22 protein-coding genes are annotated in these 21,238 nt (G+C 63.8%); 4 read left to right on the forward strand and 18 right to left on the reverse strand.

The features are described from left to right. Positions 1–35: 35 nt before the first annotated feature. From lipA to SDENCHOL_RS03725, 11 genes are all read right to left on the reverse strand, one after another. Positions 36–995, reverse strand: coding sequence for a lipoyl synthase (gene lipA, locus SDENCHOL_RS03680; RefSeq protein ID WP_067171077.1), 960 nt, complete (start codon positions 993–995; stop codon positions 36–38). Continuing rightward, complete coding sequence (gene lipB / locus SDENCHOL_RS03685; protein ID WP_231912904.1) at positions 992–1,600, reverse strand: lipoyl(octanoyl) transferase LipB; 609 nt, start codon at positions 1,598–1,600, stop codon at positions 992–994. Before lipB ends, lipA begins: the two co-directional genes overlap by 4 nt. Next, positions 1,597–1,863, reverse strand: a complete 267-nt coding sequence (locus SDENCHOL_RS14395; protein WP_067171074.1) for a YbeD family protein — start codon at positions 1,861–1,863, stop codon at positions 1,597–1,599. Before SDENCHOL_RS14395 ends, lipB begins: the two co-directional genes overlap by 4 nt. 12 nt (positions 1,864–1,875) lie before the next feature. Then, complete coding sequence (locus SDENCHOL_RS03690; RefSeq protein WP_197706935.1) at positions 1,876–2,751, reverse strand: D-amino acid aminotransferase; 876 nt, start codon at positions 2,749–2,751, stop codon at positions 1,876–1,878. A gap of 40 nt (positions 2,752–2,791) precedes the next feature. Continuing rightward, positions 2,792–3,940 (reverse strand): D-alanyl-D-alanine carboxypeptidase family protein, encoded by a 1,149-nt coding sequence (locus tag SDENCHOL_RS03695; protein WP_154716102.1) that lies wholly within the window; start codon positions 3,938–3,940, stop codon positions 2,792–2,794. A 134-nt stretch (positions 3,941–4,074) separates the two neighbouring features. After that, entirely contained in the window at positions 4,075–5,151 is a 1,077-nt protein-coding gene (locus tag SDENCHOL_RS03700) for a septal ring lytic transglycosylase RlpA family protein (protein ID WP_269458625.1), read from the reverse strand. 74 nt (positions 5,152–5,225) lie between these two features. Further along, positions 5,226–6,323, reverse strand: coding sequence for a rod shape-determining protein RodA (gene rodA, locus SDENCHOL_RS03705; RefSeq protein WP_067171064.1), 1,098 nt, complete (start codon positions 6,321–6,323; stop codon positions 5,226–5,228). Further along, a complete protein-coding gene (gene mrdA, locus SDENCHOL_RS03710) occupies positions 6,323–8,209 on the reverse strand; it encodes a penicillin-binding protein 2 (protein WP_067171060.1) in 1,887 nt (628 codons plus the stop codon). The genes rodA and mrdA overlap by 1 nt, the downstream gene beginning before the upstream one ends. Positions 8,210–8,315: 106 nt before the next feature. Further along, positions 8,316–8,840 (reverse strand): rod shape-determining protein MreD, encoded by a 525-nt coding sequence (mreD, locus tag SDENCHOL_RS03715; protein ID WP_067171057.1) that lies wholly within the window; start codon positions 8,838–8,840, stop codon positions 8,316–8,318. Between the two features lies 1 nt (position 8,841). Further along, positions 8,842–9,750 carry a rod shape-determining protein MreC gene (gene mreC / locus SDENCHOL_RS03720; protein WP_067171054.1) on the reverse strand — a complete coding sequence of 303 codons (909 nt, stop codon included), beginning with the start codon at positions 9,748–9,750 and terminating at the stop codon, positions 8,842–8,844. Between the two features lie 197 nt (positions 9,751–9,947). Beyond that, positions 9,948–10,991: a rod shape-determining protein gene (locus SDENCHOL_RS03725; protein WP_067171050.1), complete on the reverse strand. Its 1,044-nt coding sequence runs from the start codon at positions 10,989–10,991 to the stop codon at positions 9,948–9,950. 338 nt (positions 10,992–11,329) lie between these two features. Between SDENCHOL_RS03725 and gatC the strand changes: the two genes are divergently transcribed. The 3 genes from gatC (at position 11,330) to gatB (ending at position 14,606) form a co-directional block, all read left to right on the forward strand. After that, on the forward strand, positions 11,330–11,617 hold the full coding sequence (gene gatC / locus SDENCHOL_RS03730) for an Asp-tRNA(Asn)/Glu-tRNA(Gln) amidotransferase subunit GatC (RefSeq protein WP_067171048.1): 288 nt from the start codon (positions 11,330–11,332) through the stop codon (positions 11,615–11,617). Between the two features lie 65 nt (positions 11,618–11,682). After that, the gene (gene gatA, locus SDENCHOL_RS03735; RefSeq protein ID WP_067171045.1) at positions 11,683–13,155 is read left to right on the forward strand and encodes an Asp-tRNA(Asn)/Glu-tRNA(Gln) amidotransferase subunit GatA; all 1,473 of its coding nucleotides are present in this window, start codon (positions 11,683–11,685) and stop codon (positions 13,153–13,155) included. Next, positions 13,152–14,606, forward strand: a complete 1,455-nt coding sequence (gatB, locus tag SDENCHOL_RS03740; protein ID WP_067171042.1) for an Asp-tRNA(Asn)/Glu-tRNA(Gln) amidotransferase subunit GatB — start codon at positions 13,152–13,154, stop codon at positions 14,604–14,606. Before gatA ends, gatB begins: the two co-directional genes overlap by 4 nt. A gap of 81 nt (positions 14,607–14,687) precedes the next feature. Here the strand turns inward: gatB and SDENCHOL_RS03745 are convergent, their stop codons facing one another. Then, positions 14,688–15,371: a hypothetical protein gene (locus tag SDENCHOL_RS03745; RefSeq protein WP_067171038.1), complete on the reverse strand. Its 684-nt coding sequence runs from the start codon at positions 15,369–15,371 to the stop codon at positions 14,688–14,690. Between the two features lie 9 nt (positions 15,372–15,380). After that, positions 15,381–16,034 carry an orotate phosphoribosyltransferase gene (gene pyrE, locus SDENCHOL_RS03750; RefSeq protein ID WP_067171183.1) on the reverse strand — a complete coding sequence of 218 codons (654 nt, stop codon included), beginning with the start codon at positions 16,032–16,034 and terminating at the stop codon, positions 15,381–15,383. A gap of 41 nt (positions 16,035–16,075) precedes the next feature. Here pyrE and SDENCHOL_RS03755 point away from each other — a divergent pair, with 41 nt between their 5' ends. Further along, entirely contained in the window at positions 16,076–16,855 is a 780-nt protein-coding gene (locus SDENCHOL_RS03755) for an exodeoxyribonuclease III (protein ID WP_197706938.1), read from the forward strand. Between the two features lie 45 nt (positions 16,856–16,900). On the opposite strand, the gene SDENCHOL_RS03760 is transcribed toward SDENCHOL_RS03755, so the two are convergent. The 5 genes from SDENCHOL_RS03760 to SDENCHOL_RS03780 all read right to left on the reverse strand — a co-directional run bounded on the left by SDENCHOL_RS03760 (position 16,901) and on the right by SDENCHOL_RS03780 (position 21,234). Then, positions 16,901–17,914, reverse strand: coding sequence for an enoyl-CoA hydratase/isomerase family protein (locus tag SDENCHOL_RS03760; RefSeq protein WP_067171180.1), 1,014 nt, complete (start codon positions 17,912–17,914; stop codon positions 16,901–16,903). Between the two features lie 17 nt (positions 17,915–17,931). After that, on the reverse strand, positions 17,932–18,459 hold the full coding sequence (locus SDENCHOL_RS03765; protein WP_067171033.1) for a nuclear transport factor 2 family protein: 528 nt from the start codon (positions 18,457–18,459) through the stop codon (positions 17,932–17,934). 89 nt (positions 18,460–18,548) lie between these two features. Further along, positions 18,549–19,418 carry a TIGR03619 family F420-dependent LLM class oxidoreductase gene (locus tag SDENCHOL_RS03770; protein ID WP_067171030.1) on the reverse strand — a complete coding sequence of 290 codons (870 nt, stop codon included), beginning with the start codon at positions 19,416–19,418 and terminating at the stop codon, positions 18,549–18,551. Positions 19,419–19,546: 128 nt separating this feature from the next. Beyond that, positions 19,547–20,782, reverse strand: a complete 1,236-nt coding sequence (locus SDENCHOL_RS03775; RefSeq protein WP_197706837.1) for a tetratricopeptide repeat protein — start codon at positions 20,780–20,782, stop codon at positions 19,547–19,549. 20 nt (positions 20,783–20,802) lie between these two features. Then, positions 20,803–21,234, reverse strand: coding sequence for an ExbD/TolR family protein (locus SDENCHOL_RS03780; RefSeq protein WP_172954987.1), 432 nt, complete (start codon positions 21,232–21,234; stop codon positions 20,803–20,805). Positions 21,235–21,238 lie beyond the last annotated feature (4 nt).

The raw sequence follows: 21,238 nt of genomic DNA on the forward strand, positions 1-21,238 counted from the left end.
GTTTGCCGGCGGCGCGGGACATTCAGCGCCCGGGGTTACCTTTCACCCTCACCCTTCAACCCTTCGATTCCCGCCCCCTGCGCCTGCAGATCGGCATGGTAGCTCGAGCGCACCAGGGGGCCGCTGGCGGCGTGGGTGAAGCCCATGGCCTGCGCTTCGCGGGCGTACATGGCGAAGATATCGGGATGCACGTAGCGTAGCACCGGCAGGTGGTGGGTCGAAGGCGCGAGGTACTGGCCGATGGTCAGCATGTCGACATCATGGGCGCGCAGGTCGCGCATGACCTGGAGGATTTCCTCGTCGGTTTCACCCAGGCCGACCATCAGGCCGGATTTGGCGGGGATGCCGGGATTGCGTGCCTTGAATTGCTTCAGCAGCAGCAGCGAATGCGCATAGTCGGCGCCGGGGCGGGCCTGCTTGTAGAGGCGCGACACGGTTTCGAGGTTGTGGTTGAAGACGTCGGGCGGCGTGGCGCTGAGGATGTCGATGGCGATCTCCATGCGGCCACGGAAATCCGGCACCAGGATTTCGATGCGGGTGTGCGGCGACTGCGCGCGGATCTGCGCGATGCAGTCGGCAAAGTGCTGGGCGCCGCCGTCGCGCAGATCGTCGCGGTCGACGCTGGTGATGACGACGTACTTCAGCCTGAGCGCGGCGATGGATTCGGCAAGTTTTTGTGGCTCCTGCGGATCGGGCGGCAGCGGCTTGCCGTGGCCGACGTCGCAGAACGGACAGCGCCGCGTGCATAGATCGCCGAGGATCATGAAGGTCGCCGTCCCCTTGCCGAAGCATTCGCCGATGTTGGGGCAGGCGGCCTCCTCGCAGACGGTGTGCAACTGGCGTTCGCGCAGGACGCCTTTCACTTCGTTGTAGCGCGAGGCATCGGTGCCGGCCTTGACGCGGATCCACGACGGTTTCCGGAGCGGTTCGACGGGAACGATCTTGATCGGGATGCGCGCGGTTTTTTCCGCGCCCTTCTGTTTTTCGCGAGTCATGGCAGTTGTGCCTGCAGATGCTGGAGCAGGCGCGCGGCAACGCGCTGCACGTTGGTTTCGTCGCACAGATCGCGCATCTGCGTCACCGCCATGCCGGCGTAACCGCAGGGATTGATGGCGGCGTAGGGCGCGAGATCCATGTCGATGTTGAGGCACAGGCCGTGATAACTGCGCGCGTTGCGGATGCGCAGGCCCAGCGCGGCGATCTTGGCGCCGGCGACATAAACGCCCGGCGCGCCGGCCAGGCGTTCGGCCGCGATGCCGTATTCTTCCAGCAGGTCGATCAGCGCCTGCTCGATGCGTTTCACCAGTTCGCGCACCTTGAGGCCGCGCCGCTGCAGGTCGAGCAGCAGATAGACGACCAGTTGGCCGGGGCCGTGGTAGGTGATCTGCCCGCCCCGGTCGATCTTGACCAGCGGCACGCCGATGTCGCGCAGCAGGTGTTCGGGTTTGCCGGCCTGGCCGAGGGTGAACACCGGCGGATGTTCGCAGAGCCAGATTTCATCGGGCGTTTCGGCCGTGCGGCGGGCCGTGAAATCCTGCATGGCACGCCAAGTGGGCTCAAATTCGACCCGTTCCAGATGCCGGATTTCCAGTTTGTTCAAAGCACCACCTTCACCAGCGGATGCGCGGTGAGTTCCCGATAGAGGTCGTCGAGCTGGATCTTCGAGGTGGCGCGCACGGTGCAGGTCAGGCTGAGATAGTTGCCCTTGGCCGACGGGCGCATTTCCATGCCGGCGGCGTCGTAGTCGGGAAAGTGGCGCAGGACGACTTCGAGCACCGCCTGGGCGTAGTCGTCGCAGCGCGCACCCATGATTTTCAGCGGGAAGTCGCAGGGAAATTCGAGCAGGGTTTCGCCTTGGCTCATGATGCGATGTCCTCATGCATCGACATGGCTGCGCATCACGGCGCGCTTGTAGTCCTGGTACCAGGCCAGCATTTGCGCGTACAGCGGGCCGGGTCGGCCGCCGCCGACGGGTTTGTCGTCGAGGCGAACGATGGGCAGGACTTCCTTGGTCGAGGAGGTCAGCCAGAGTTCGTCGGCCGTGCGCACTTCCTCTTCGAGCACATCGCGCGCCTGGTGCGGCAGGCCGTGCCGGGCGGCCAGTTCGAGGATCACGTCGTAGGTGACGCCGGGCAGCATCAGGTGATTTTTCGGCGGCGCGAGAATCACGTCGTTCTTCACGACAAAGATGTTGGAAGCCGCGCCTTCGGTCAGAAAACCGTCGCGCAGCAGCAGGGTTTCGGCGCAGCCGGCGTCGATGGCGCGCTGGCGCAAAAGACAGTTGGCGAGCAGCGAAGTGGCCTTGATGTCGCAGCGGTGCCAGCGGTTGTCGGCCGCGCTGATGGCCGCAATCCCCTGCGCGCGCTGCGCGGCCGGCGGCGGCAGTAGCGGTTCGCTCATCACGAAGACCGTCGGCTGTATCTCCTTGGGGAAGGCGTGATTGCGCTTGCCGTCGGCGCCGCGCGTCACCTGCAGATAGATCTGCTGATCCTCGCCTTCGTTGGCCGCGATGATCTGCGCGATCAGGGCCGTCCACGCATCGCCGCGCAGCGGATTGGCCAGGCGGATGCCGTCGAGACTGCGCTGCAGGCGGCCCAGGTGTTCGTCCAGACGGAACGGTCGGCGCGAGTAGACGGGAATGACTTCATACACGCCATCGCCGAACAGAAAGCCGCGATCCATCACCGGCACGCGGGCCTCGGCCAGCGGCATGAACTCGCCGTTCAGGTAGATCGTCGGGATCGAGGTCATCGTCGAGTCGGCGTGCGTGCGGCCGGCAGGCAGGCGGGAATCATTCAAACCACAGCCGCAGGGTGTCCCAGGCGCGGCTGAAGATGCCGCCCGTGGGGACGGCTTCGAGGGCGATGACGGGAAACTCGCCGTAGGGCTTCTCGCCCAGCGTCAGCTTCAGCCGCGCCACCTGCTGGCCGGCCGTGACCGGCGCCAGCAAGGGCTGCAGGCTGACCAGCTCTACCTTGAGCTGCCGGCTTTGTCCCGCGGGGACGGAAATCATGAAGTCGTGGCCGAAGCCGGCCTTGACTTTGCGCTGGGCGCCCTTGTAGACCGGCAACTGCGAAATCGCCTGGTTGCCCGTGTAGAGCTTGACGCTGTCGAACGCCTGGAAGCCGAAGTTCAGCAGGCGCTGCGATTCGTTGGCGCGGGCGTTTTCCGAAGCCGTGCCCAGCACCACGGAAATGAGCCGCCGCTCGCCACGTTTTGCCGAGGCGACCAGGCAATAGCCGGCCGCCTTGGTGTGGCCGGTCTTCATGCCGTCGACATGCGGGTCGCTCCACAGCAGACGGTTGCGGTTCGGCTGGGTGATGTTGTTGTAGCGGTATTGCTTGGTCGAATACAGCGGGTAATACTCGGGAAAGTCGCGGATCAGCGCGTTGGCCAGGGCCGCCATGTCGCGCGCCGTCGAGTAATGCTGCGGATCGGGCAGGCCGGTGGCATTGCGGAAGCTGGAGTTCTTCAGGCCCAGGCGCTGCGCTTCGCGGTTCATCATTCTGGCGAAGCCTTCCTCGCTGCCGCCGATCGCCTCGGCCAGCGCGATGCTGGCGTCGTTGCCGGACTGGATGATCATGCCATGCAGCAACTCATCCACCGTAACCGGGGTCTTGGGCTCGATGAACATCCGCGATCCCTCGGCACGCCAGGCATGTTCCGATACCGGCAGGGTCTGATCCAGCTTGAGCTTGCCTTGCTTGACGGCGGCAAAGGCCAGATAGGCCGTCATCAGCTTGGTCAGCGAGGCCGGCTCGATGCGTTCGTCGGGATTGGAACTGGCCAACTCCTGCCCGGAGCCGGCGTCATGCAGGTACCAGGATTTCGCCGCGATATCGATGGATGGCGCCGCCAATTGCGCCCATGCGCCGCCGGACAGCGCCAGCAGCAATGACAATGCGGAGATCAGCGGTAGCAGGGCGGAAGGACGGAACATGGCGAGTACCTGTACCTGTTGCGAAACCGCCGATTATAAAGGCAGTGTCAGCGTGTACCGAATGCCCTGGCGTTTTCTGGACGGGACGGAACGGAACAGGAACACTTCGCCGACTTTCGCCGGCGCCGGCCGGATCATTGCTGTACCAGCAGCGGTTTGATGTCGAAGGTCGCGCGCAGCAGTTCGGCGATGCGCTGGGCTGCGGCGCGGTCCGGCCAGGGGCCGAGTTGCAGGCGGTAGATGCCGGCGCGGGCCTGGACGACGAGTTTGCTGCTCAGATCGCCATTGCCGGTTTGGTTGGATTGATCGGATTGATCAGATTGATTCGCCTGGCCGGGTAGTCCAGTCAGTTCGCGAGCGAGATGGGCCTTCAGGTTCTCGGCGTTGTCGGCATTGCTGAAGGCGCCGAGCTGCAGGAAGATGCCGCGCGATTCCTTGATTTCCGGCAGCAGGCTGGCAGTTGGTGCGCGGGGTAGCGTGGTGTTTTGCTCCGTGCGTCGAATCATTTCGGCCAGCGGGTCTGCCGGAGTGCTGGATGCGCTGGCCAGCAGTCCGGCGCCGGGCAGGATGTTTTCGACTTCCAGTTGCGTGCTGCCGCTACCGATGTAGCCGAGTTTCCAGGCGGCGGCGTATGAGAGGTCGATGAGGCGATCGGCATGGAAGGGGCCGCGATCATTCACGCGCACGACGATAGCGCGGCCGTTGGCCGGATTGGTGACGCGCGCATAGCTGGGAATCGGCAGGGTGGTGTGGGCGGCCGTCATGCCGAACATGTCGTAGATTTCGCCGCTCGAAGTGCGCTGGCCGTGAAACTTGCGCCCGTACCAACTGCCGATGCCCTGCGCCTTGTAGGGGGTGATGGCGGTCATCGGCCGGTATTCGCGGTTGAACACGACATACGGCCGGTTGGCGAAGCGGTGCAGCGGCTCGGCGCGGGGAACCGCGTCGGGAATCGCGGCGAGCGCTTCATCGCTGGGCGGGTTGTCGCCCGGCCCGTCGTCGAGGTAATAACCTCCGCCCCGCTTGGCCGAAGGCGCGGGAGACGGCGAGGGAGAGGCGGGTGCCGGCTTCGCCGCGGGCGCAGGCGCACGCTCGGCCCCTGCTCGGTGAGGCGTACCGGAGCAGGCGGACAGCGTCAGGGTGGTCAGAGCAAACAGCAGTCCTGCCGCCGGGCCGCCCCAAGGCAGGACGGCACGCGCCGATGCCCCCACGACGCGCCCCGTGACAGGCGAGCGTAGCGAGGAAGTGGGCTCCCCCTCTTGAGAGGGAGGCGGGGGGTGTGGTTTCACTTCTGCACCAGCATGCGATGTTTGTGGATGCTCATCAGGATGCCGATGCCGAAGGACAGCGTGACGAGTGCCGTGCCGCCGTAGCTGACGAGGGGCAGCGGCACGCCGACGACGGGCAGGATGCCGCTGACCATGCCCATGTTCACGAAGGCGTAGGTGAAGAAAATCATGGTGATGCTGCCGGCGAGCAGGCGCGAGAACAAGGTCGGCGCATTCGCCGCAATCATCATGCAGCGGCCGATCAGCAGGATGTAGAGGATCAGCAGCAGCGAGTTGCCGATCAGGCCGAACTCCTCGGAAAGCACGGCGAAGATGAAGTCGGTGTGGCGTTCGGGCAGGAATTCGAGCTGCGTCTGGGTACCCTTTCCCCAGCCCTTGCCGAGTATGCCGCCAGAGCCGATGGCGATGGTCGACTGGATGATGTGGAAGCCTTTGCCGAGCGGATCGGCTTCGGGGTTGAGCAGGGTCATGACGCGGTGGCGCTGGTAGTCGTGCAGCACGTAGGTCCAGGCCAGCGGCGCGGCGGCGACGGCGGCGGTGGCGAGGCCGCCGATCACCAGCCAGGGCAGGCCGGCGAAGAAGATGACGAAGAAGCCGGCGGCAAATACCAGAATGGCCGTGCCCAGATCGGGCTGGCGCGCGATCAGGCCGACCGGGATCAGCAGGATCAGCGAGGCGACGGCGTAGTCGCGCAGGCGCAGTTGGGATTCGTGTTTCTGGAAATACCAGGCGAGCATCAGCGGCATGGCGATTTTCATGATTTCCGACGGCTGGAAACGCATGAAGCCGAGGTTGAGCCAGCGCCGCGCGCCCTTGATGATGTCGCCGAACAGCGCCACGGCAAGCAGCAGCAGCACGCCGAGGACGAAGACCGGCAGGGCGAAGCGCATCAGCTTCTGCGGCGGGAATTCGGCGCCGATGCGGATCACCACCAGGGCGATCAGCATGTTCATCAACTGGGCGTTGATGCGTTCTGCGGAAGCACTGCTCACCATCAGCAGCGCATAGCCGAACAGCAGCAGGGTGAACAGCATCAATGGCGGATCGATGGGTTCGATCAAGCGCCGCCAGTGTGCCTTGAGATTCAGTTCCATCAATCCTCCTCCGCCTCGCCTGCCATGTCGGCAGCCATGCCTTGCGGCTCCTTGCCGAGCAGGTAGTAGTCCATCACCATGCGGGCGATCGGTGCGGCGGACTGGGCGCCGAAACCGGCATTTTCCACCAGTACCGCCAGGGCGATCTTCGGTTGATCGACTGGCGCGAAGGCGATGAACAGCGCGTGGTCGCGCAGGCGTTCCTGCACCTTGCCGGCCACGTATTTTTCGCCCCGCAGGCTATAGACCTGCGCCGTACCGGTCTTGCCGGCGGAGACGTATTCGGCACCGGCAAAGGCGCGCGCCGCCGTGCCTTCCCGGTTCACGCCGACCATGGCGTGCTTGATGGTGTCGAGATGTTCGCGCCGCAGCGGAATGGTGCGCAGCGGATGCGGCTCGATGCGGGTGATTTCGCCGCTGCGGCTGTCGGTGATGTGCCGGACCAGATGCGGGCGGAACATCACGCCGTCGTTGGCCAGGGTGGCGGTGGCCTGCGCCAGCTGGATCGGCGTGTAGGCGTTGTAGCCCTGGCCGATGCCGACGGAGATGGTTTCACCGGCATACCAGCGCTGCTGCTCGGGCTTCTTGAAGCGCTGCTTTTTCCAGGCGGGCGAGGGCAGTACGCCGCGCGATTCGCCTTCGATGTCGATGCCTGTCGGACTGCCGAAGCCGAAGGGCGCCATGAAGCCGGCGATGCCGTCGATGCCCAGGTCATTGGCCAGCATGTAGTAATAGGTATTGCAGGATTGGACGATGGATGCGTACATGTCCACGCTGCCATGGCCGCCTTTCTTGTCGTCCATGAAGGTACGGCCGCCGAAGTTGAAGAAGCCCGGATCGGCGAAGGTTTGATATGCCGTGCGCTTGCCCAGGCTGAGCGCGGCCAGCGCCATGAAAGGCTTGAACGTCGAGCCGGGCGGATAGGCGCCGTTGAGGGCGCGGTTGACCAGCGGCCTGTCGGGTGACTCGTTGAGCTCCTGCCAGTCGGCCGAGGTGATGCCGTCGACGAACAGATTGGGGTCATAGCTCGGCACCGAGACCAGGGCGAGAATGCCGCCGGTCGCCGGTTCGATGGCCACCAGGGCGCCGCGTCGATTGCCGAAGGCCTTTTCCGCCATGGCCTGCAGTTTGGCATCGACCGTCAGCGTCAGGTTGTTGCCGACCACCGGCGGCGTGCGCGAGAGCACGCGCACGGCATGGCCGCCGGCATCGACTTCGACCTGCTCGAAGCCGGTCTGGCCGTGCAGGTCGAATTCATAATGGCGCTCCAGCCCCGTCTTGCCGATGTGCTCGGTACCGCGATAGTTGTCTTCCTGCGTCTGGTTTTCGATGCGTTCGATATCGGGCGTGCTGATGCGTCCGATATAGCCGACCAGATGGGCGCCGGATTCGTTATTGGGGTATTGGCGGAACAGCCGGGCCTTGATGTCCACACCGGGAAACTGGAAGCGGCGGGCGATGAAACGGGCGACTTCCTCGTCGGACAGGCGCGTGCGGATCGGCAGCGATTCGAAGTTCTTGCTTTCGCGCAACAGCTTCTTGAAGTGCGCGCGATCCTTGGGGCGGACTTCGATGACTTCGGTCAGGCGGTCGATGGTTTCCTCCAGATTGCCGACCCGCGAAGGCATGATTTCCAGCGTGTAGGCCGAGTAATTGCGCGCCATGATCACCCCGTTGCGATCGACGATCAGCCCGCGATTCGGCTGGATCGGTATCAACGAGATGCGGTTGTTCTCCGCCCGTGTCCGGTAGTACTCATGTTGCATCACCTGCAGCCAGAAAAACCGCGCGAACAGCAGCATGAACGTCAGTAGCACGAGGCCCAGCGCAACCAGCAACCGGATGCGGTAGCGCTTGATTTCCTGCTTGGGGTTCTTGAATTCCACGGGGCCAGGGGTTAGTCGGTAGAGAGATATCGATTGAATTCATCCGCCCAGGGTTCCGCCCGTGACCGCATCCGTTCGGTGGCGCGGAAGGGGATGAGGCGTGTCCTCATATCGGCCGGTTCTCATCCTTTTCCGCCGGCCGGTACTGCGGCAGCAGCAGCAGATAGGTCAGGGGATACCAGAGCAGGGCGGAGACCAGGCTGCCGAGAAAATATTCCAGGCCGGGGAAGTGGGCACCGGCGAGCAGGCGTGCCGCGAGCATGGAGAGCTGCGCCAACAGCAGCAGAGGCAGGATCTGCAGCGCCTGCTGCAGCAGCGGAAACCAGAGGATGCGCCGTGACAGTCTGTTCGCCGCGTAGGCCAGCAGGACATAGGCCAGGGCGTGCTGGCCGATGATGCTGCCATTGGCGACATCCATGGTCAGACCAAGCAGGAAGGCCAGGCCCATGCTGACCTTGAGTGGTTCGCGGATGCACCAGAAGGTCAGGATCAGGGCCGTCCAGTCCGGAATGCCGGGCAGATTGCCGACGGGAATCATGTTGGCGAATATGCTCAGCAGCAGGGTCAGGCCGATGAACCATGGTTTGACCGGGCGCAGGATGCGATTCGAGAAATGGGTGGGTTGCGTCATGTCATTCCCGGTGCTTGCCGACGGGTGGTTCCTTGCTGCCGTCTTCCCAGCCGGTGGGTGGCGGCGGCGGCGCTTCGCGCCGGCCGAGAATCAGCACCATGTCGTGACGCTCGACGCCGGCAATCGGTTCGCAGAGGATGCGGGCAAAGGCATAGCTGGCTTCGCGGCGGACCTGTTTGACGGTGGCGACCGGCAGACCGGGCAGATAGATGCCGTCGAGTCCCGAGGTGACCACGGCATCGCCTTCCTGGACGTCGGCATTGACATCGAGGAAGCGCAGTTCGAGATTGCCGTCGCCGCTGCCGAAGAGCACTGCGCGCAAGCCGTTGCGCACGATCTGTACCGGCACGGCCTGATCCTTGTCGGTGATCAGGGTCAGCTCGGAGAGCAGTGGGTACACGCGGGTGATCTGGCCGACCACGCCGAATTCGTCGACGACGATCTGGCCGGTGCCGACGTCGTGCTGCGAGCCCCGGTTGATGATGACCCGGCGTGAAAACGGATCGCGGGCCGCGTAGAGTATCTCGGCAATCTGGCCGGCGACCGGCTGGCGCTGCTGCATGTCGAGCAGGGAGCGCAGACGCTGGTTTTCCTGTTCGAGATGTTCCTGGCGCAGCAGCAGGTTGGCGGTTTGCAGTTGCTGTTTGCGCAGTTGCTGATTTTCCTGCTGCAGCTTGACCACGCCGGCCAGATAGCCGCCGCCCTCTTCGAGACCTTGCACGGGCGCATAGGCCAGCAATTGCAGGGGATAGGTCGCCACCTCGATGCCGTGACGTACCCATTCGAGCACGTGGAAGCGCAGATCGACGACCAGTATGGTCAGCGCAAGGCTGGCATAGAACACCAGCCGTACCAGCGGTGTCGGGCCGCGCTTGAAGAATGGAGGGGGCGAATGATCGGCGACGGCCATTGGCTCAGTGAGGGATGAGGCGTGAGGGGTGAGGAGCCGGCGCGCAGACACGGCCGGCCGCCATCGTTCTGCTCCCCGGGCGTTGCGTGAGCGATGGCGTGAAGAAAAGCGCGTGATGGGTGAGAGAAAGGCGGCTGTGGCACGGATATGCCTCGTGACCGAAGGGAATCCCTGTGGGACGCCTCACGCCTTACTCCTCACTCGTTGGCAAATATGCTGCCCAGGTGATCCATTTTTTCCAGCGCCAGCCCGGAGCCGCGTACCACGCAGGTCAGCGGATCGTCGGCAACGATCACCGGCAGGCCGGTTTCTTCCATCAGCAGGCGGTCGATGTCGCGCAGCAGCGCGCCGCCACCGGTCAGTACCATGCCCTTTTCGGCAATGTCTGCGCCCAGCTCCGGCGGGGTCTGTTCGAGGCCGGACTTGACGGCGGAGACAATGGCGTTCAGCGGATCGGTCAGCGCTTCGAGAATTTCGTTCGAGGAAATCGTGAAGCTGCGCGGGATGCCCTCGGCGAGGTTGCGGCCCTTGACTTCCATTTCCCTGACTTCGGAGCCGGGGAAGGCGGAGCCGATTTCCTTCTTGATCTGCTCGGCGGTGGTTTCGCCGATCAGCATGCCGTAGTTGCGGCGGATGTAGTTGATGATGGCGTCGTCGAAGCGGTCGCCGCCGACGCGCACGCTGCCGGCATAGACCATGCCGCCCAGCGAAATGACGCCGACTTCGGTGGTGCCGCCGCCGATGTCGACGACCATCGAGCCGGTCGCATCCGACACCGGCATGCCGGCGCCGATCGCCGCCGCCATCGGCTCCTCGATCAGATAGACGTGGCTGGCGCCGGCGCCGAGCGCCGATTCGCGGATCGCGCGGCGCTCGACCTGGGTCGAGCCGCAGGGCACGCAGATGATGATGCGCGGGCTGGGCGAGAACAGACGCGAGTCATGCACTTTCTTGATGAACTGCTTCAGCATCTGCTCGGTGACGGTGAAGTCGGCGATCACCCCGTCCTTCATCGGGCGGATGGCGGTGATGTTGCCGGGCGTCTTGCCGAGCATCTGCTTGGCGGCCATGCCGACGGCCTGGATGGATTTCTTGGCGTTCGGCCCGCCTTCGGTGCGGATCGCCACCACCGAGGGTTCGTTCAGGACGAGCCCCTGGCTGCGCGCATAGATCAGCGTGTTGGCCGTGCCCAGATCGATGGCAAGGTCATTGGAAAAATAGGAACGTAGAAAATTGAGCATCAAGGCTTCCGATCAAGTAGGTATCCAGATATTTCAGAGATTCCGGGTATGCTGCAGATGCGCTGGCGTTTCGCTGGCGCTCGATGGCCCCGACGTACCAGGATGCCCGCTGCGCCTGCGACCCTGGCGGCGCGATGGCGATATCCAGGCACATGTTGCATGCGGCACATGTACGCGCATCCGGGAAGGGCACAGTTGGCACCGAAGCTGAAGGGGGCTGCGAAGCCAAAGGCGCTTATGATACCCTATCGGGCTTGGTAAATTAAGTCTGGAATGAGCCAGAAAAGAGTCGGAAAAGAGCCGGAAATGAGCCAGAAAAGAAGCCCGAAAGTGTCCGCATGTCCTTGAATCCCGAACAGGTGGCGCGTATCGCGCGCCTTGCCCGCATCGAACTGGCGCCGGCTGAAGTCGCCGCCACCGGCGCTCAACTGAATGCCATCCTCGGTCTGATCGAACAGCTTCAGGCCGCCGATACCCAGGGTGTCGCGCCGATGGCCCATGCGCTGGATGGCAGCCAGCGGCTGCGTGAGGACGTGGTCACCGCCAGCGACCGCCGCGCAACCTATCAAGCCATCGCCCCGGAGGTCGAAGCCGGCCTCTATCTGGTGCCCAAAGTCATTGAATAGTGAGGAGTGAGGGGTGAGGGGTGAGGAGTGGTCGTTCGCTCACTCGTTCTGCGCTCCCGACCAAAATGATCCATGCATCCCTGAAACAACTGGGACAGGCGCTGGCGGCAGGGCGCATTTCCGCCGTCGAACTGACCCAGCTTTACCTTGAGCGCATCGAGCGCCATAACACGACGCTGAATGCCTATATCAGCACCGATCCCGAGCGCAGCCTGAGCCAGGCGCGGGCGGCCGATGCGCGCATCGCGGCCGGCGAGGCCGGGCCGCTGACCGGCATTCCGCTGGCGCACAAGGATATTTTCTGCGCCGAGGGCTGGTTGACCACCTGCGCCTCGAAGATGCTTTCCAACTTCGTCAGTCCCTACGATGCCCACGTCGTCGAACGGCTCGATGCCGCCGGCATGGTGACGCTAGGCAAGTGCAACATGGACGAGTTCGCCATGGGGTCGTCGAACGAGACTTCCTGGTACGGCCCGGTCAAGAATCCGTGGGATATGCGCTGCGTCCCCGGCGGCTCTTCCGGCGGTTCGGCAGCGGCAGTGGCCGCGCGCCTGGCGCCGATCGCCACCGGCACCGATACCGGCGGCTCGATCCGTCAGCCGGCGGCCTTCTGCGGCCTGACCGGACTCAAGCCGACCTATGGCGTGGTTTCGCGTTACGGCATGATCGCCTTCGCTTCCTCGCTCGACCAGGCCGGGCCGATGGGCCGCTCGGCGGAGGACTGTGCGCTGCTCCTGAATGCCATGGCCGGTTTCGATGAACGCGATTCGACTTCGCTGGATCGCCCCGCCGAAGATTACCTCCGCGAGCTGGACAAACCGTTGGCCGGCCGGCGCATCGGTCTGCCCAGGGAATTCTTCGCCGCCGGCATGGATGACGACGTGCGCGCGGCCGTCGAAGCCGCGCTGGCCGAATACCGCAAGCTGGGTGCCGTGACGGTGGACATCAGCCTGCCGAATACGGCGCTGTCGGTGCCGGCCTATTACGTGCTGGCCCCCGCTGAAGCCAGCTCCAATCTGAGTCGCTTCGACGGCGTGCGCTACGGCCACCGCGCCGCCGAGTACGGCGATCTCAACGACATGTATGCCAGGACGCGCGCCGAAGGCTTCGGCGACGAAGTCAAGCGCCGCATCCTGATCGGCACCTACGTGCTTTCGCACGGCTACTACGATGCCTACTACCTGCAGGCGCAGAAGATCCGCCGCCTGATCGCCCGCGACTTCGAGGAAGCCTTCAAGCACTGCGACCTCATCGCCGGCCCGACCACGCCGGGCGCGGCCTTTCCTTTCGGCGCCAAGAGCCAGGACCCGGTGCAGATGTACCTGTCCGACATCTATACCATCTCCACCAACCTGGCCGGCCTGCCCGGCATGTCGCTGCCCTGCGGTCTTGCCGCCGGCGCAACGGCGGACAAGCCGCTGCCGGTGGGCCTGCAACTGATCGGCAATTATTTCGACGAGGCGCGCATGCTGAATGTGGCGCATCAGTACCAGCTCGTCACCGACTGGCACGCGCGCATGCCGGAGGAATTCAAATGAGTTGGGAAGTCGTCATCGGTCTGGAAACCCACGTCCAGCTGCAAACCAAATCGAAGATATTTTCCGGCGCGTCGACGGCGTTCGGCGCTGCGCCCAATACCCAGGCGTCGATCGTCGATCTGGCGCTGCCCGGCGTGTTGCCGGTGCTCAACAAGGCAGCGGTCGAATGCGCCATCAAGTTCGGTCTGGCGATCGATGCCGGCATCGCGCCGCGTTCGGTTTTCGCCCGCAAGAATTACTTCTATCCGGACCTGCCCAAGGGCTACCAGATCAGCCAGTTCGAGCTGCCGGTGGTCAGCGGCGGCACGCTGACCATACAGGTGGGACAGGGTAGTGGTAACGCCGAGGCCTACGAAAAAACCGTGCATCTGACGCGCGCTCACCTCGAAGAGGATGCCGGCAAATCGCTGCACGAAGATTTTCACGGCAAGTCGGGCATCGATCTGAACCGCGCCGGCACGCCGCTGCTGGAAATCGTTACCGAGCCGGACATGCGCTCATCGAGCGAGGCGGTGGCCTATGCCAAGGCGCTGCACGCGCTGGTGGTGTGGATCGGCATCTGCGACGGCAACATGCAGGAAGGCTCCTTCCGTTGCGATGCCAACGTTTCGGTGCGTCGTCCCGGCGGGCCGCTGGGCACGCGGCGCGAGATCAAGAATCTCAACTCCTTCCGCTTCCTGCAGCAGGCCATCGACTATGAAATCGGCTGGCAGATCGAGACGCTGGAAGATGGCGGCAAGATCCAGCAGGCCACCGTGCTGTTCGATCCGGCCACGGGTGAAACTCGCGCCATGCGCAGCAAGGAAGACGCCCAGGACTACCGCTATTTCCCCGATCCCGACCTGCTGCCGCTGGAAATTTCCAGTGACTGGATCGCGCGCATCCGTGCCGCCATGCCGGAGTTGCCCAGCGCCATGAAAGCCCGTTTCGAGCGCGATTACGGTCTGTCGGCGTATGACGCCACGACGCTGACGGCCTCTCAAGCCGTGGCGCAGTATTTTGAAAATGCGGTGGCTGCCGCCGGCAAGGCGCAGGCCAAGCTGTGCGCCAACTGGGTGATGGGCGAGCTTGCCGCGCGTCTCAACAAGGAAGAGCGCGAGCTCGACGCCGCGCCGGTAAGTCCTGCGCAACTGGCGCAACTGGTGCAGCGTATCGCCGACAGCACTCTGTCCAGCAAGACCGCCAAGGAAGTTTTCGATGCCCTGTGGTCAGGCGAGGGCCAGGCCGTCGATGCCATCATCGAGGCCCGCGGTCTCAAGCAGATCACCGATGTCGGCGCCATCGAGGCGATCATCGACGAAGTGCTGGCGGCGAACCAGAAATCGGTCGAGGAGTTCCGCGCCGGCAAGGGCAAGGCTTTCAACGCGCTGGTGGGACAGGCGATGAAAGCGACCAAAGGCAAGGCCAATCCGCAGCAGGTGAATGAATTGCTGCGCCGGAAGCTGGGTTGAGCGCAGAGGCTCGGGGTGTACGGCGTGCGGCGCGCAACCCCGCTCGATCCCTGAGTCCGGCTTGACTCTGCTCGACTCCGCTCAATACGTATTGTTTGTCGGAGTTGCGCCGGCACCTTGCCTCAGTTCGGTGTAGCGGCGCTTTTCCTCGGCAAAGCGTTTGATCACCTGCTCCATTTCACGCTTCTTCTCTTCGGTGGCGGCCAGTTGCGCCTGCAGGTCAAGCTCGTTGGCGCGGATACGCTCCTTCAGTGCCTTTGGGGCGGGGCTGGACTGGTAGCTGGCCAGTTCGGCATTCAACTGCTGCCGGCGTTTCAGGGTTTCGTTGTATTTGGCCTGTAGATTCCTGGTGCTGATGCCGATCTGATCGAGCGCGCGATCACGCACGAAATCAATTTCATCCGCGGTGGCGTAGGTGCTGAGCAGCGCCTGGTTGCGGCGTTGTTCATCGCGGGCGGCCGATTCCGCCTGCTTTTTGCGCTTTGCTTCGGCATCGCGTTGCGCGAGCTGTTCCGCGGTCAGCGGCGCCTCGACCTGACGGATGAGGGTACCGCGCGCATTCAGCTCACGATAGGCCCGGCCATGGCACTCCTGCGGCAGGATGTCGCCACAGGCGTTGCGTCCCTGCGCCGTCGTGCAGCAGTAAGTGATTTGCCCGGCGTGCGCCGCCGCGCTGGTCAGGAGGCCGGCGACGAATAATGCGGCGAGGTATTTGCCTGGCAGTGCGTTCGTTTCGTTCGCTGCGTTTGCCGCGTTCGCTGTCATGGTTCACTCCTATCCCTGATTGGCGATGCCCGTGCCGTATTGCATGCGATAGGCCTTGACGGCAGCCAGATGCGCCTGCAATTCCGGCTGGCTACGCAGATAGTTGATCAGATCCTGCAGGCTGGCCACAGCCACGACCGGAATGCCGTAATTCACCTGCACTTCCTGCACGGCGGACAGATCGCCGCTGCCGCATTCCATGCGGTCCAGCGCGATGACCACGCCCGCCGGCGTGGCGCCGGCAGCCTTGATGATGTCCACCGACTCGCGCACCGAAGTGCCGGCGGTGATGACATCATCGATGATCAGCACCCGGCCCTTGAGCGGTGCGCCGACCAGTTGGCCGCCTTCGCCATGATCCTTGGCTTCCTTGCGATTGAAGCAGTAGGGCGTATTGCGGCCGGCCTGCGCCAGGGCGATGGCGGTGCCGGCGGCCAGCGGGATGCCCTTGTAGGCCGGGCCGAACAGGATGTCGAATGCCAGCTTGCTGTCGAGGATGGCGCGCGCGTAGAACTCGCACAGCTTGCCCAGGGCCTCGCCATCGTTGAACAACCCGGCATTGAAGAAATAGGGCGAAGTCCGCCCCGACTTGGTTTGGAATTCACCAAAGCGCAGTACTTCGCGCTGACAGGCGAACTCGATGAAATCCCGGCTAAAATTCACGGCTTCCCCTGGTTCGATCGACACGCCGTCAATTCTACATGCTGCGCATCATATCCCTGAACCTCAACGGCATCCGCTCGGCACAGAAAAAAGGCGTTTTCGACTGGCTGCCCGGCCAGAACGCCGACATCCTTTGCGTGCAGGAACTCAAGGCCCAGGCTGCCGACATGAGCCCGGAAATGCTGGCGCCACCGGGCTATCACGGTTGCTTCCACTACGCCGAGAAGAAAGGCTACAGCGGCGTGGGCATCTACAGCCGCCAGGCGCCCGAGCGCATCATCGAAGGTCTGGGGATAGATGAAATCGATGCCGAAGGGCGCTACCTGGAAGCGCAGTTCGGCAAGCTCTCGGTGATTTCACTGTACCTGCCTTCCGGTTCCAGCGGCGAGCACAGGCAGGCGGCGAAGTTTGCCTTCATGGCGCAATTTCTCCCGCGCTTGGCCGAGTTGCGCCAAAGCGGCCGCGAAATCGTGCTGTGCGGCGACTGGAACATCGCCCATCGTGAAATCGATCTGAAGAACTGGAAATCCAACCAGAAGAATTCCGGCTTCCTGCCCGAGGAGCGCGCCTGGCTGACGAAAGTGCTCGATGAACTCGGCTGGGTCGATGTGTATCGTCGGCTTTACCCGGAGGCGACGGGTGAGGCTTACACCTGGTGGAGTAATCGCGGCCAGGCCTGGGCCAACAACGTCGGCTGGCGCATCGACTATCAGATCGCCACACCCGGCTTCGCGGCCAGCGTCCGCCAGGCCAGCGTCTACAAGGAACAGCGTTTTTCCGACCACGCGCCGCTGGTGATCGATTACGACGGCAGCCTGTAGCCAGGGCCGGCGTCGGAGTTACCACCGCCACCGGCGCAACCGCGTTCAATCATCGACGATGGCGTCGATCAGCCCCCACGCCAGGGCCGTTGCCGCGTTGATGCGCCGCCCCGACAGCGCCAGCCAGGCGGTGCGTTGGCGGCCGATGCGTCGGGGCAGGCTGACGCAGCCGCCGGCGCCGGGGATCAGGCCGAACTTCAGCTCCGGCAACTGAAAGAAGGTTTTCTGCGCAGCCACCACGCGACCGGCGAAAGCCGGCAGCTCGATGCCCGCGCCGATGCAGGCGCCATGCAGACGGAATTCGACGCGTCCGGCGCAGCGGGCGAGCAGCGGCGCGGGCAGGCGCAGGCTGCGGATGGCATGGGCGCTGGCGGGATCGGGCGCGGTGCCGAATTCGTCGAGGTCGCCGCCGATGCTGAAGCAGTCGCCATTGCCGCTGACCGTGGCGGAGGCGATGGTGCCGTCGGCGAGCAGGAGCTGCATGGCCTCGACCAGCGCATTGCGCATCTCGACGGAGATGGCGTTGCGGCGGGTCGGGCGATTCAGGCGGATGTCGAGGTGATCGCCCACGCGCTCGAGCAGCAGGGGCGGGCCGTCGTCGGTCGGCGTGACCGTCCGCGGCGGATGCGCGACCGACCAGGCGCTGAATTCGCGGCCGCCTTGCAGGGCGGCGAAGGCCAGTGATTCGACGGTGAGCGCTGCTGCCACGGGCAGCCCGGCGGTGATGCGCAGGGTCTGTACCAGCACGCTGGCCGCCAGTGGCGCTTGCCGGATGCTGGTGAGCAGAACGCTGGCGGCGGCTTCATCCTCGACCGCGACATCATAGATTTCGCCCCAGGGATCCAGGGCGGTATCGCCGATGGCGATGACCGGGCAGGTCTGACGCAACAGCCAGGCGGCAACGGCTGCGCGGCTGGCCTGGTCGATGGAGGGTTGCGGGGCCGTCCGGATCAGCAGCGCAGGCTGCGCATCGAACGGCGTTGGCGTTGGCGTATAGGGAGAAGCGGCGAGTCCGGCCAGTTGTGCGGCGGAAAGAATCTCCGGGGCGACGGCCGTCATCGTGGGCGTCGCATGGGTCAATATTCAACCTTGCGGCCGTGCTCGGCGAGATAGCGCATGGTGATGTTGGGCATGTGTTCGTCGCCCATTTCGACGATCTCGTAATGGCGCTTGTAGTAGGTGTCGATCAGCCACCATTGGCCGTCTTCCTTGACGTAGCGATCCTGGTAGAACGCCGTGCCCTGCGTCAGCACCTTCAGCTCGAGGTTGTAGAAAATGTCATGCAGATACCAGATGCCGGTGGCCTCGGTTTCGCTGACGATGTCGATCTCGGGATGATGGCCGTTGTGCTGGCAGGCCACGTCGCTGTTGAAGTTCTGGCCGATGGCTTCGAGATATTCGTTGCGTCCGGTGATCTTCCATTCGTACATGCCGCCGATGAAATGCGCCTTCACGTCCCTGTGCAGCAGGCTTGCCAGCAGCTTGAGATCGGCGCTGTCGATGCCGCGGAAATAGGCATGCTTGAGACGCTTGATGGCCTCGATATCCTTGAGGATCTGCACGTCGCGCTTGAGCCGGGCGAACTCGCTTTCGGTAATGCTCATTGCATTCTCCTTGCGTGGTTCATGGTGGGCATCGTCATTCCCGCGCAAGCGGAAATGACGGAGATGCAGTTACATCTACACTTGCACGCCTACACCTTGGCGATCACCTCGTCGCCGAAGCGGCGGATGCTGTCGATCTTGGCCTGCGTGGTGAGGTTTTCCTCGAACGGGTTCCAGCCCATCGCGCACAGGTCGGTCGCACCCATGTCGCGCAGTGGCTTGAAGTCGTCGGCGCTCTGCGCGAACTGGTTGAAGGCATGGATGCGGAAGTCCGGGTGCCTGTCGGTTCTGTATTCACGCCGGTAGCCGTTCAGTTCGTCGATCATCTGCTTGAGCGTATCGGGATCGCTGTTGGCCGAGAACCAGCCGTCGCCCAGTCGCGCGGCGCGCTGCAGGGCCGGCTTGGCGTGGCCGCCGATGATCACCGGAATGGACTGCTTCGGCACCGGGCACAGGCGCAGTGGGCCGAAGTCGTAGTTGGCGCTGTGATGCTCGAAATAGCTGCCTTTCTGGGCTTCGCGGATGATGTCGATGACTTCGTCGAAGCGCTCGCCGCGCTTCTCGAACGGCACGCCGTTGTAGGTGAAGTCTTCCTTCCACGGGCTGATGCCGGCGCCGAAGTCGAGACGCTCGCCGCTCATCACGGCCAGCGAGGTGAGTTGCTTGGCGAGGATCAGCGGCTGGCGCATCGGCACTTTCATGACGCCGCAGCAGAAGCGGATCTTTTTGGTCGCCGCGGCCATGAAGGACATGGCGACGATGGGTTCGATGAACGGCGAGACCTCGAGGAAGCCGCGGATCATGTCGTGGTCGGAGTACGGGTATTCCGATTCGGTCGTCTTCGGGAAAAAGAAGCTGTCGGGCACGCTGATCGTCGCCCAGCCGGCGTCTTCGGCAGCCTGGGCGATGGCGATGTAGTCTTCGTGACCGCCGATGCCGGTCATCAATGTAAAGCGCATGATTCCTCCTGAGATGGTTGGGTTTGTTGTTGTCGTTTGGTCGTTGGTTGTTTGGCCCCAGCGGCGTGCCGGTGCGCAGGGTGAAGCTTACGCAGGATACACTGAGTAACCTGAATAAATGAGTACACTCAGCGCTGCGCCTGCAGTATCCACAGACGTGCCAGATCGGCCGTCCCGTCCGTGCCTTGCACCGTCTGCAGCGTCTGCACGGCCTTGTCCTTCTGGCCGGCGAGCAGGTAGGCGTGGCCCAGGTGCAGCTTGGCATCCTCGGGCCGCTTGAGGCCGCCCTTGGCCAGGCCTTGTTCCATCATTCCCAGGCCCTTGTCGAACTGGCCGTTGAGTACCAGGTTGTAGCCGATATTGACCAGCCCCGTGCCATCCTTGGCGGCATTTGCCTGCCGCTCGCCCTGGGCGAGATTCTTCTGGTCTTCGGCCAGTTGTTTATTGACCAGATCGCGCAGGCGCTTGTGGCGATTGACTTCAGCCGCCGGCCCGGTGCCGAGCAGGTTTTTGGCATAGCCCGCGTCGACGATTTTCCTGGCCTCGGCCGGATAGCCGGCCTGCAGCGCGAGCTGGGCCATTTCCATGTAGTCGCCGGTTCCGCCGAGATTGTCGCTGACGAATTTGAGGCGGGCGAGGTCGAGCGCCAGGCGGTCGGCGAAACCGGACTTGCGTTGCAGGCGATGCAGCAGATCGGCCCAGTATTCCGGTTTGGGATGCCAGGTCACCAGTTTTTCCAGCGCCGTGACATAACCCGTCATGTCGTTCAGTTGCAGATAGCAGCTGGCCAGCATCTGCAGGCTGTCCACGCCGGGCCGGCCGCCGGCTTTTTCCTCGGCCGCGATATCGGCGGAGAGCTGCCTGGCCGCATTCGCGTAATCGCCGTTCAGGTAGTAGGACTGCACCTGCAAGGTGCGCATCTGGCCATCCCTGCCGCCTTCCTTGAAATAGCGCTGGGCCCAGTCGATGGCCTGGGCGTAATTCTTGTTGCGATAGTAGGCCACTGCCACGGCCTGAATGAAGTTGTGCTTCTCGCTGGCGCTCAGCTTGCCCGAAGCCAGCAGCGCGTTGACGGCTTTTGCCGCGCTGTCGGCGTCACCGGCTTCATTCGCGGCCGCCAGACGCATGCGCTCGATGGTGAGGGTTTCATGGGGCGTCTTGCCGGCAACGGCATCGGCATCGCGGATTTTTGCCAGCGCTTCGCGGTATTTCTTCGCCTTGATGAGATCCTGCGCCGCCACCAGCGGCTTGCTGATTTCCGGCCGCAAGGTTTCCTGGGCATGGGCGTTGCCCGCCGTCAGCGACAGGGCCAGCAGGGAGGCCAGCAGTAAGGAAACGATGGGGGATGAGGCGCGCGAGTTCATTGGAATCCCTTGCTCTTGCATCAATTGGCGAACTGCTCGTTGCCCACCAGGCCGATCTTGGTGACGCCCAGCCGTTGTGCCGCGGCCATGACGGCGGCGACGCTGCGATAGGTGACCAGCTTGTTGGGGCGCAGATGGACTTCGGGCTGATCCGCGCGTGCTGCGATGGCACGCAGGCGGTTGTCGAGCACCCGGCTGTCGGGAATGATTTCGCCATCCCAGAGGATGGTGCCGTCGAAATCGATGTCGATGCGGATGACTTCGGGCTCGACGCTGGTCGCTGGCGGGCTGCCGGTCGGCATGTTCATCTTGACGGCGTGCGTCTGGATCGGAATGGTGATGATCAGCATGATCAGGAGCACCAGCATCACGTCGATCAGCGGCGTGGTGTTGATGTCCACCATTTCTTCCGGATCGCCCGAGCCGCCGCCCGTCCCTACATTCATGGCCATGGTG

It is taken from the genome of Sterolibacterium denitrificans (genome assembly GCF_900174485.1).
Lineage (GTDB): Bacteria > Pseudomonadota > Gammaproteobacteria > Burkholderiales > Rhodocyclaceae > Sterolibacterium > Sterolibacterium denitrificans.

What these genes read in the sequence shown, in the direction of transcription:
- lipA (WP_067171077.1), bottom strand. Translation starts at nt 995, where the DNA reads ATGACTCGCGAAAAACAGAAGGGCGCGGAAAAAACCGCGCGCATCCCG.
- SDENCHOL_RS14395 (WP_067171074.1), bottom strand. Translation starts at nt 1,863, where the DNA reads ATGAGCCAAGGCGAAACCCTGCTCGAATTTCCCTGCGACTTCCCGCTG.
- SDENCHOL_RS03690 (WP_197706935.1), bottom strand. Translation starts at nt 2,751, where the DNA reads ATGACCTCGATCCCGACGATCTACCTGAACGGCGAGTTCATGCCGCTG.
- SDENCHOL_RS03695 (WP_154716102.1), bottom strand. Translation starts at nt 3,940, where the DNA reads ATGTTCCGTCCTTCCGCCCTGCTACCGCTGATCTCCGCATTGTCATTG.
- rodA (WP_067171064.1), bottom strand. Translation starts at nt 6,323, where the DNA reads ATGGAACTGAATCTCAAGGCACACTGGCGGCGCTTGATCGAACCCATC.
- mreD (WP_067171057.1), bottom strand. Translation starts at nt 8,840, where the DNA reads ATGACGCAACCCACCCATTTCTCGAATCGCATCCTGCGCCCGGTCAAA.
- mreC (WP_067171054.1), bottom strand. Translation starts at nt 9,750, where the DNA reads ATGGCCGTCGCCGATCATTCGCCCCCTCCATTCTTCAAGCGCGGCCCG.
- SDENCHOL_RS03725 (WP_067171050.1), bottom strand. Translation starts at nt 10,991, where the DNA reads ATGCTCAATTTTCTACGTTCCTATTTTTCCAATGACCTTGCCATCGAT.
- gatC (WP_067171048.1), top strand. Translation starts at nt 11,330, where the DNA reads ATGTCCTTGAATCCCGAACAGGTGGCGCGTATCGCGCGCCTTGCCCGC.
- gatA (WP_067171045.1), top strand. Translation starts at nt 11,683, where the DNA reads ATGATCCATGCATCCCTGAAACAACTGGGACAGGCGCTGGCGGCAGGG.
- gatB (WP_067171042.1), top strand. Translation starts at nt 13,152, where the DNA reads ATGAGTTGGGAAGTCGTCATCGGTCTGGAAACCCACGTCCAGCTGCAA.
- SDENCHOL_RS03745 (WP_067171038.1), bottom strand. Translation starts at nt 15,371, where the DNA reads ATGACAGCGAACGCGGCAAACGCAGCGAACGAAACGAACGCACTGCCA.
- SDENCHOL_RS03760 (WP_067171180.1), bottom strand. Translation starts at nt 17,914, where the DNA reads ATGACGGCCGTCGCCCCGGAGATTCTTTCCGCCGCACAACTGGCCGGA.
- SDENCHOL_RS03765 (WP_067171033.1), bottom strand. Translation starts at nt 18,459, where the DNA reads ATGAGCATTACCGAAAGCGAGTTCGCCCGGCTCAAGCGCGACGTGCAG.
- SDENCHOL_RS03770 (WP_067171030.1), bottom strand. Translation starts at nt 19,418, where the DNA reads ATGCGCTTTACATTGATGACCGGCATCGGCGGTCACGAAGACTACATC.
- SDENCHOL_RS03775 (WP_197706837.1), bottom strand. Translation starts at nt 20,782, where the DNA reads ATGAACTCGCGCGCCTCATCCCCCATCGTTTCCTTACTGCTGGCCTCC.
- SDENCHOL_RS03780 (WP_172954987.1), bottom strand. Translation starts at nt 21,234, where the DNA reads ATGGCCATGAATGTAGGGACGGGCGGCGGCTCGGGCGATCCGGAAGAA.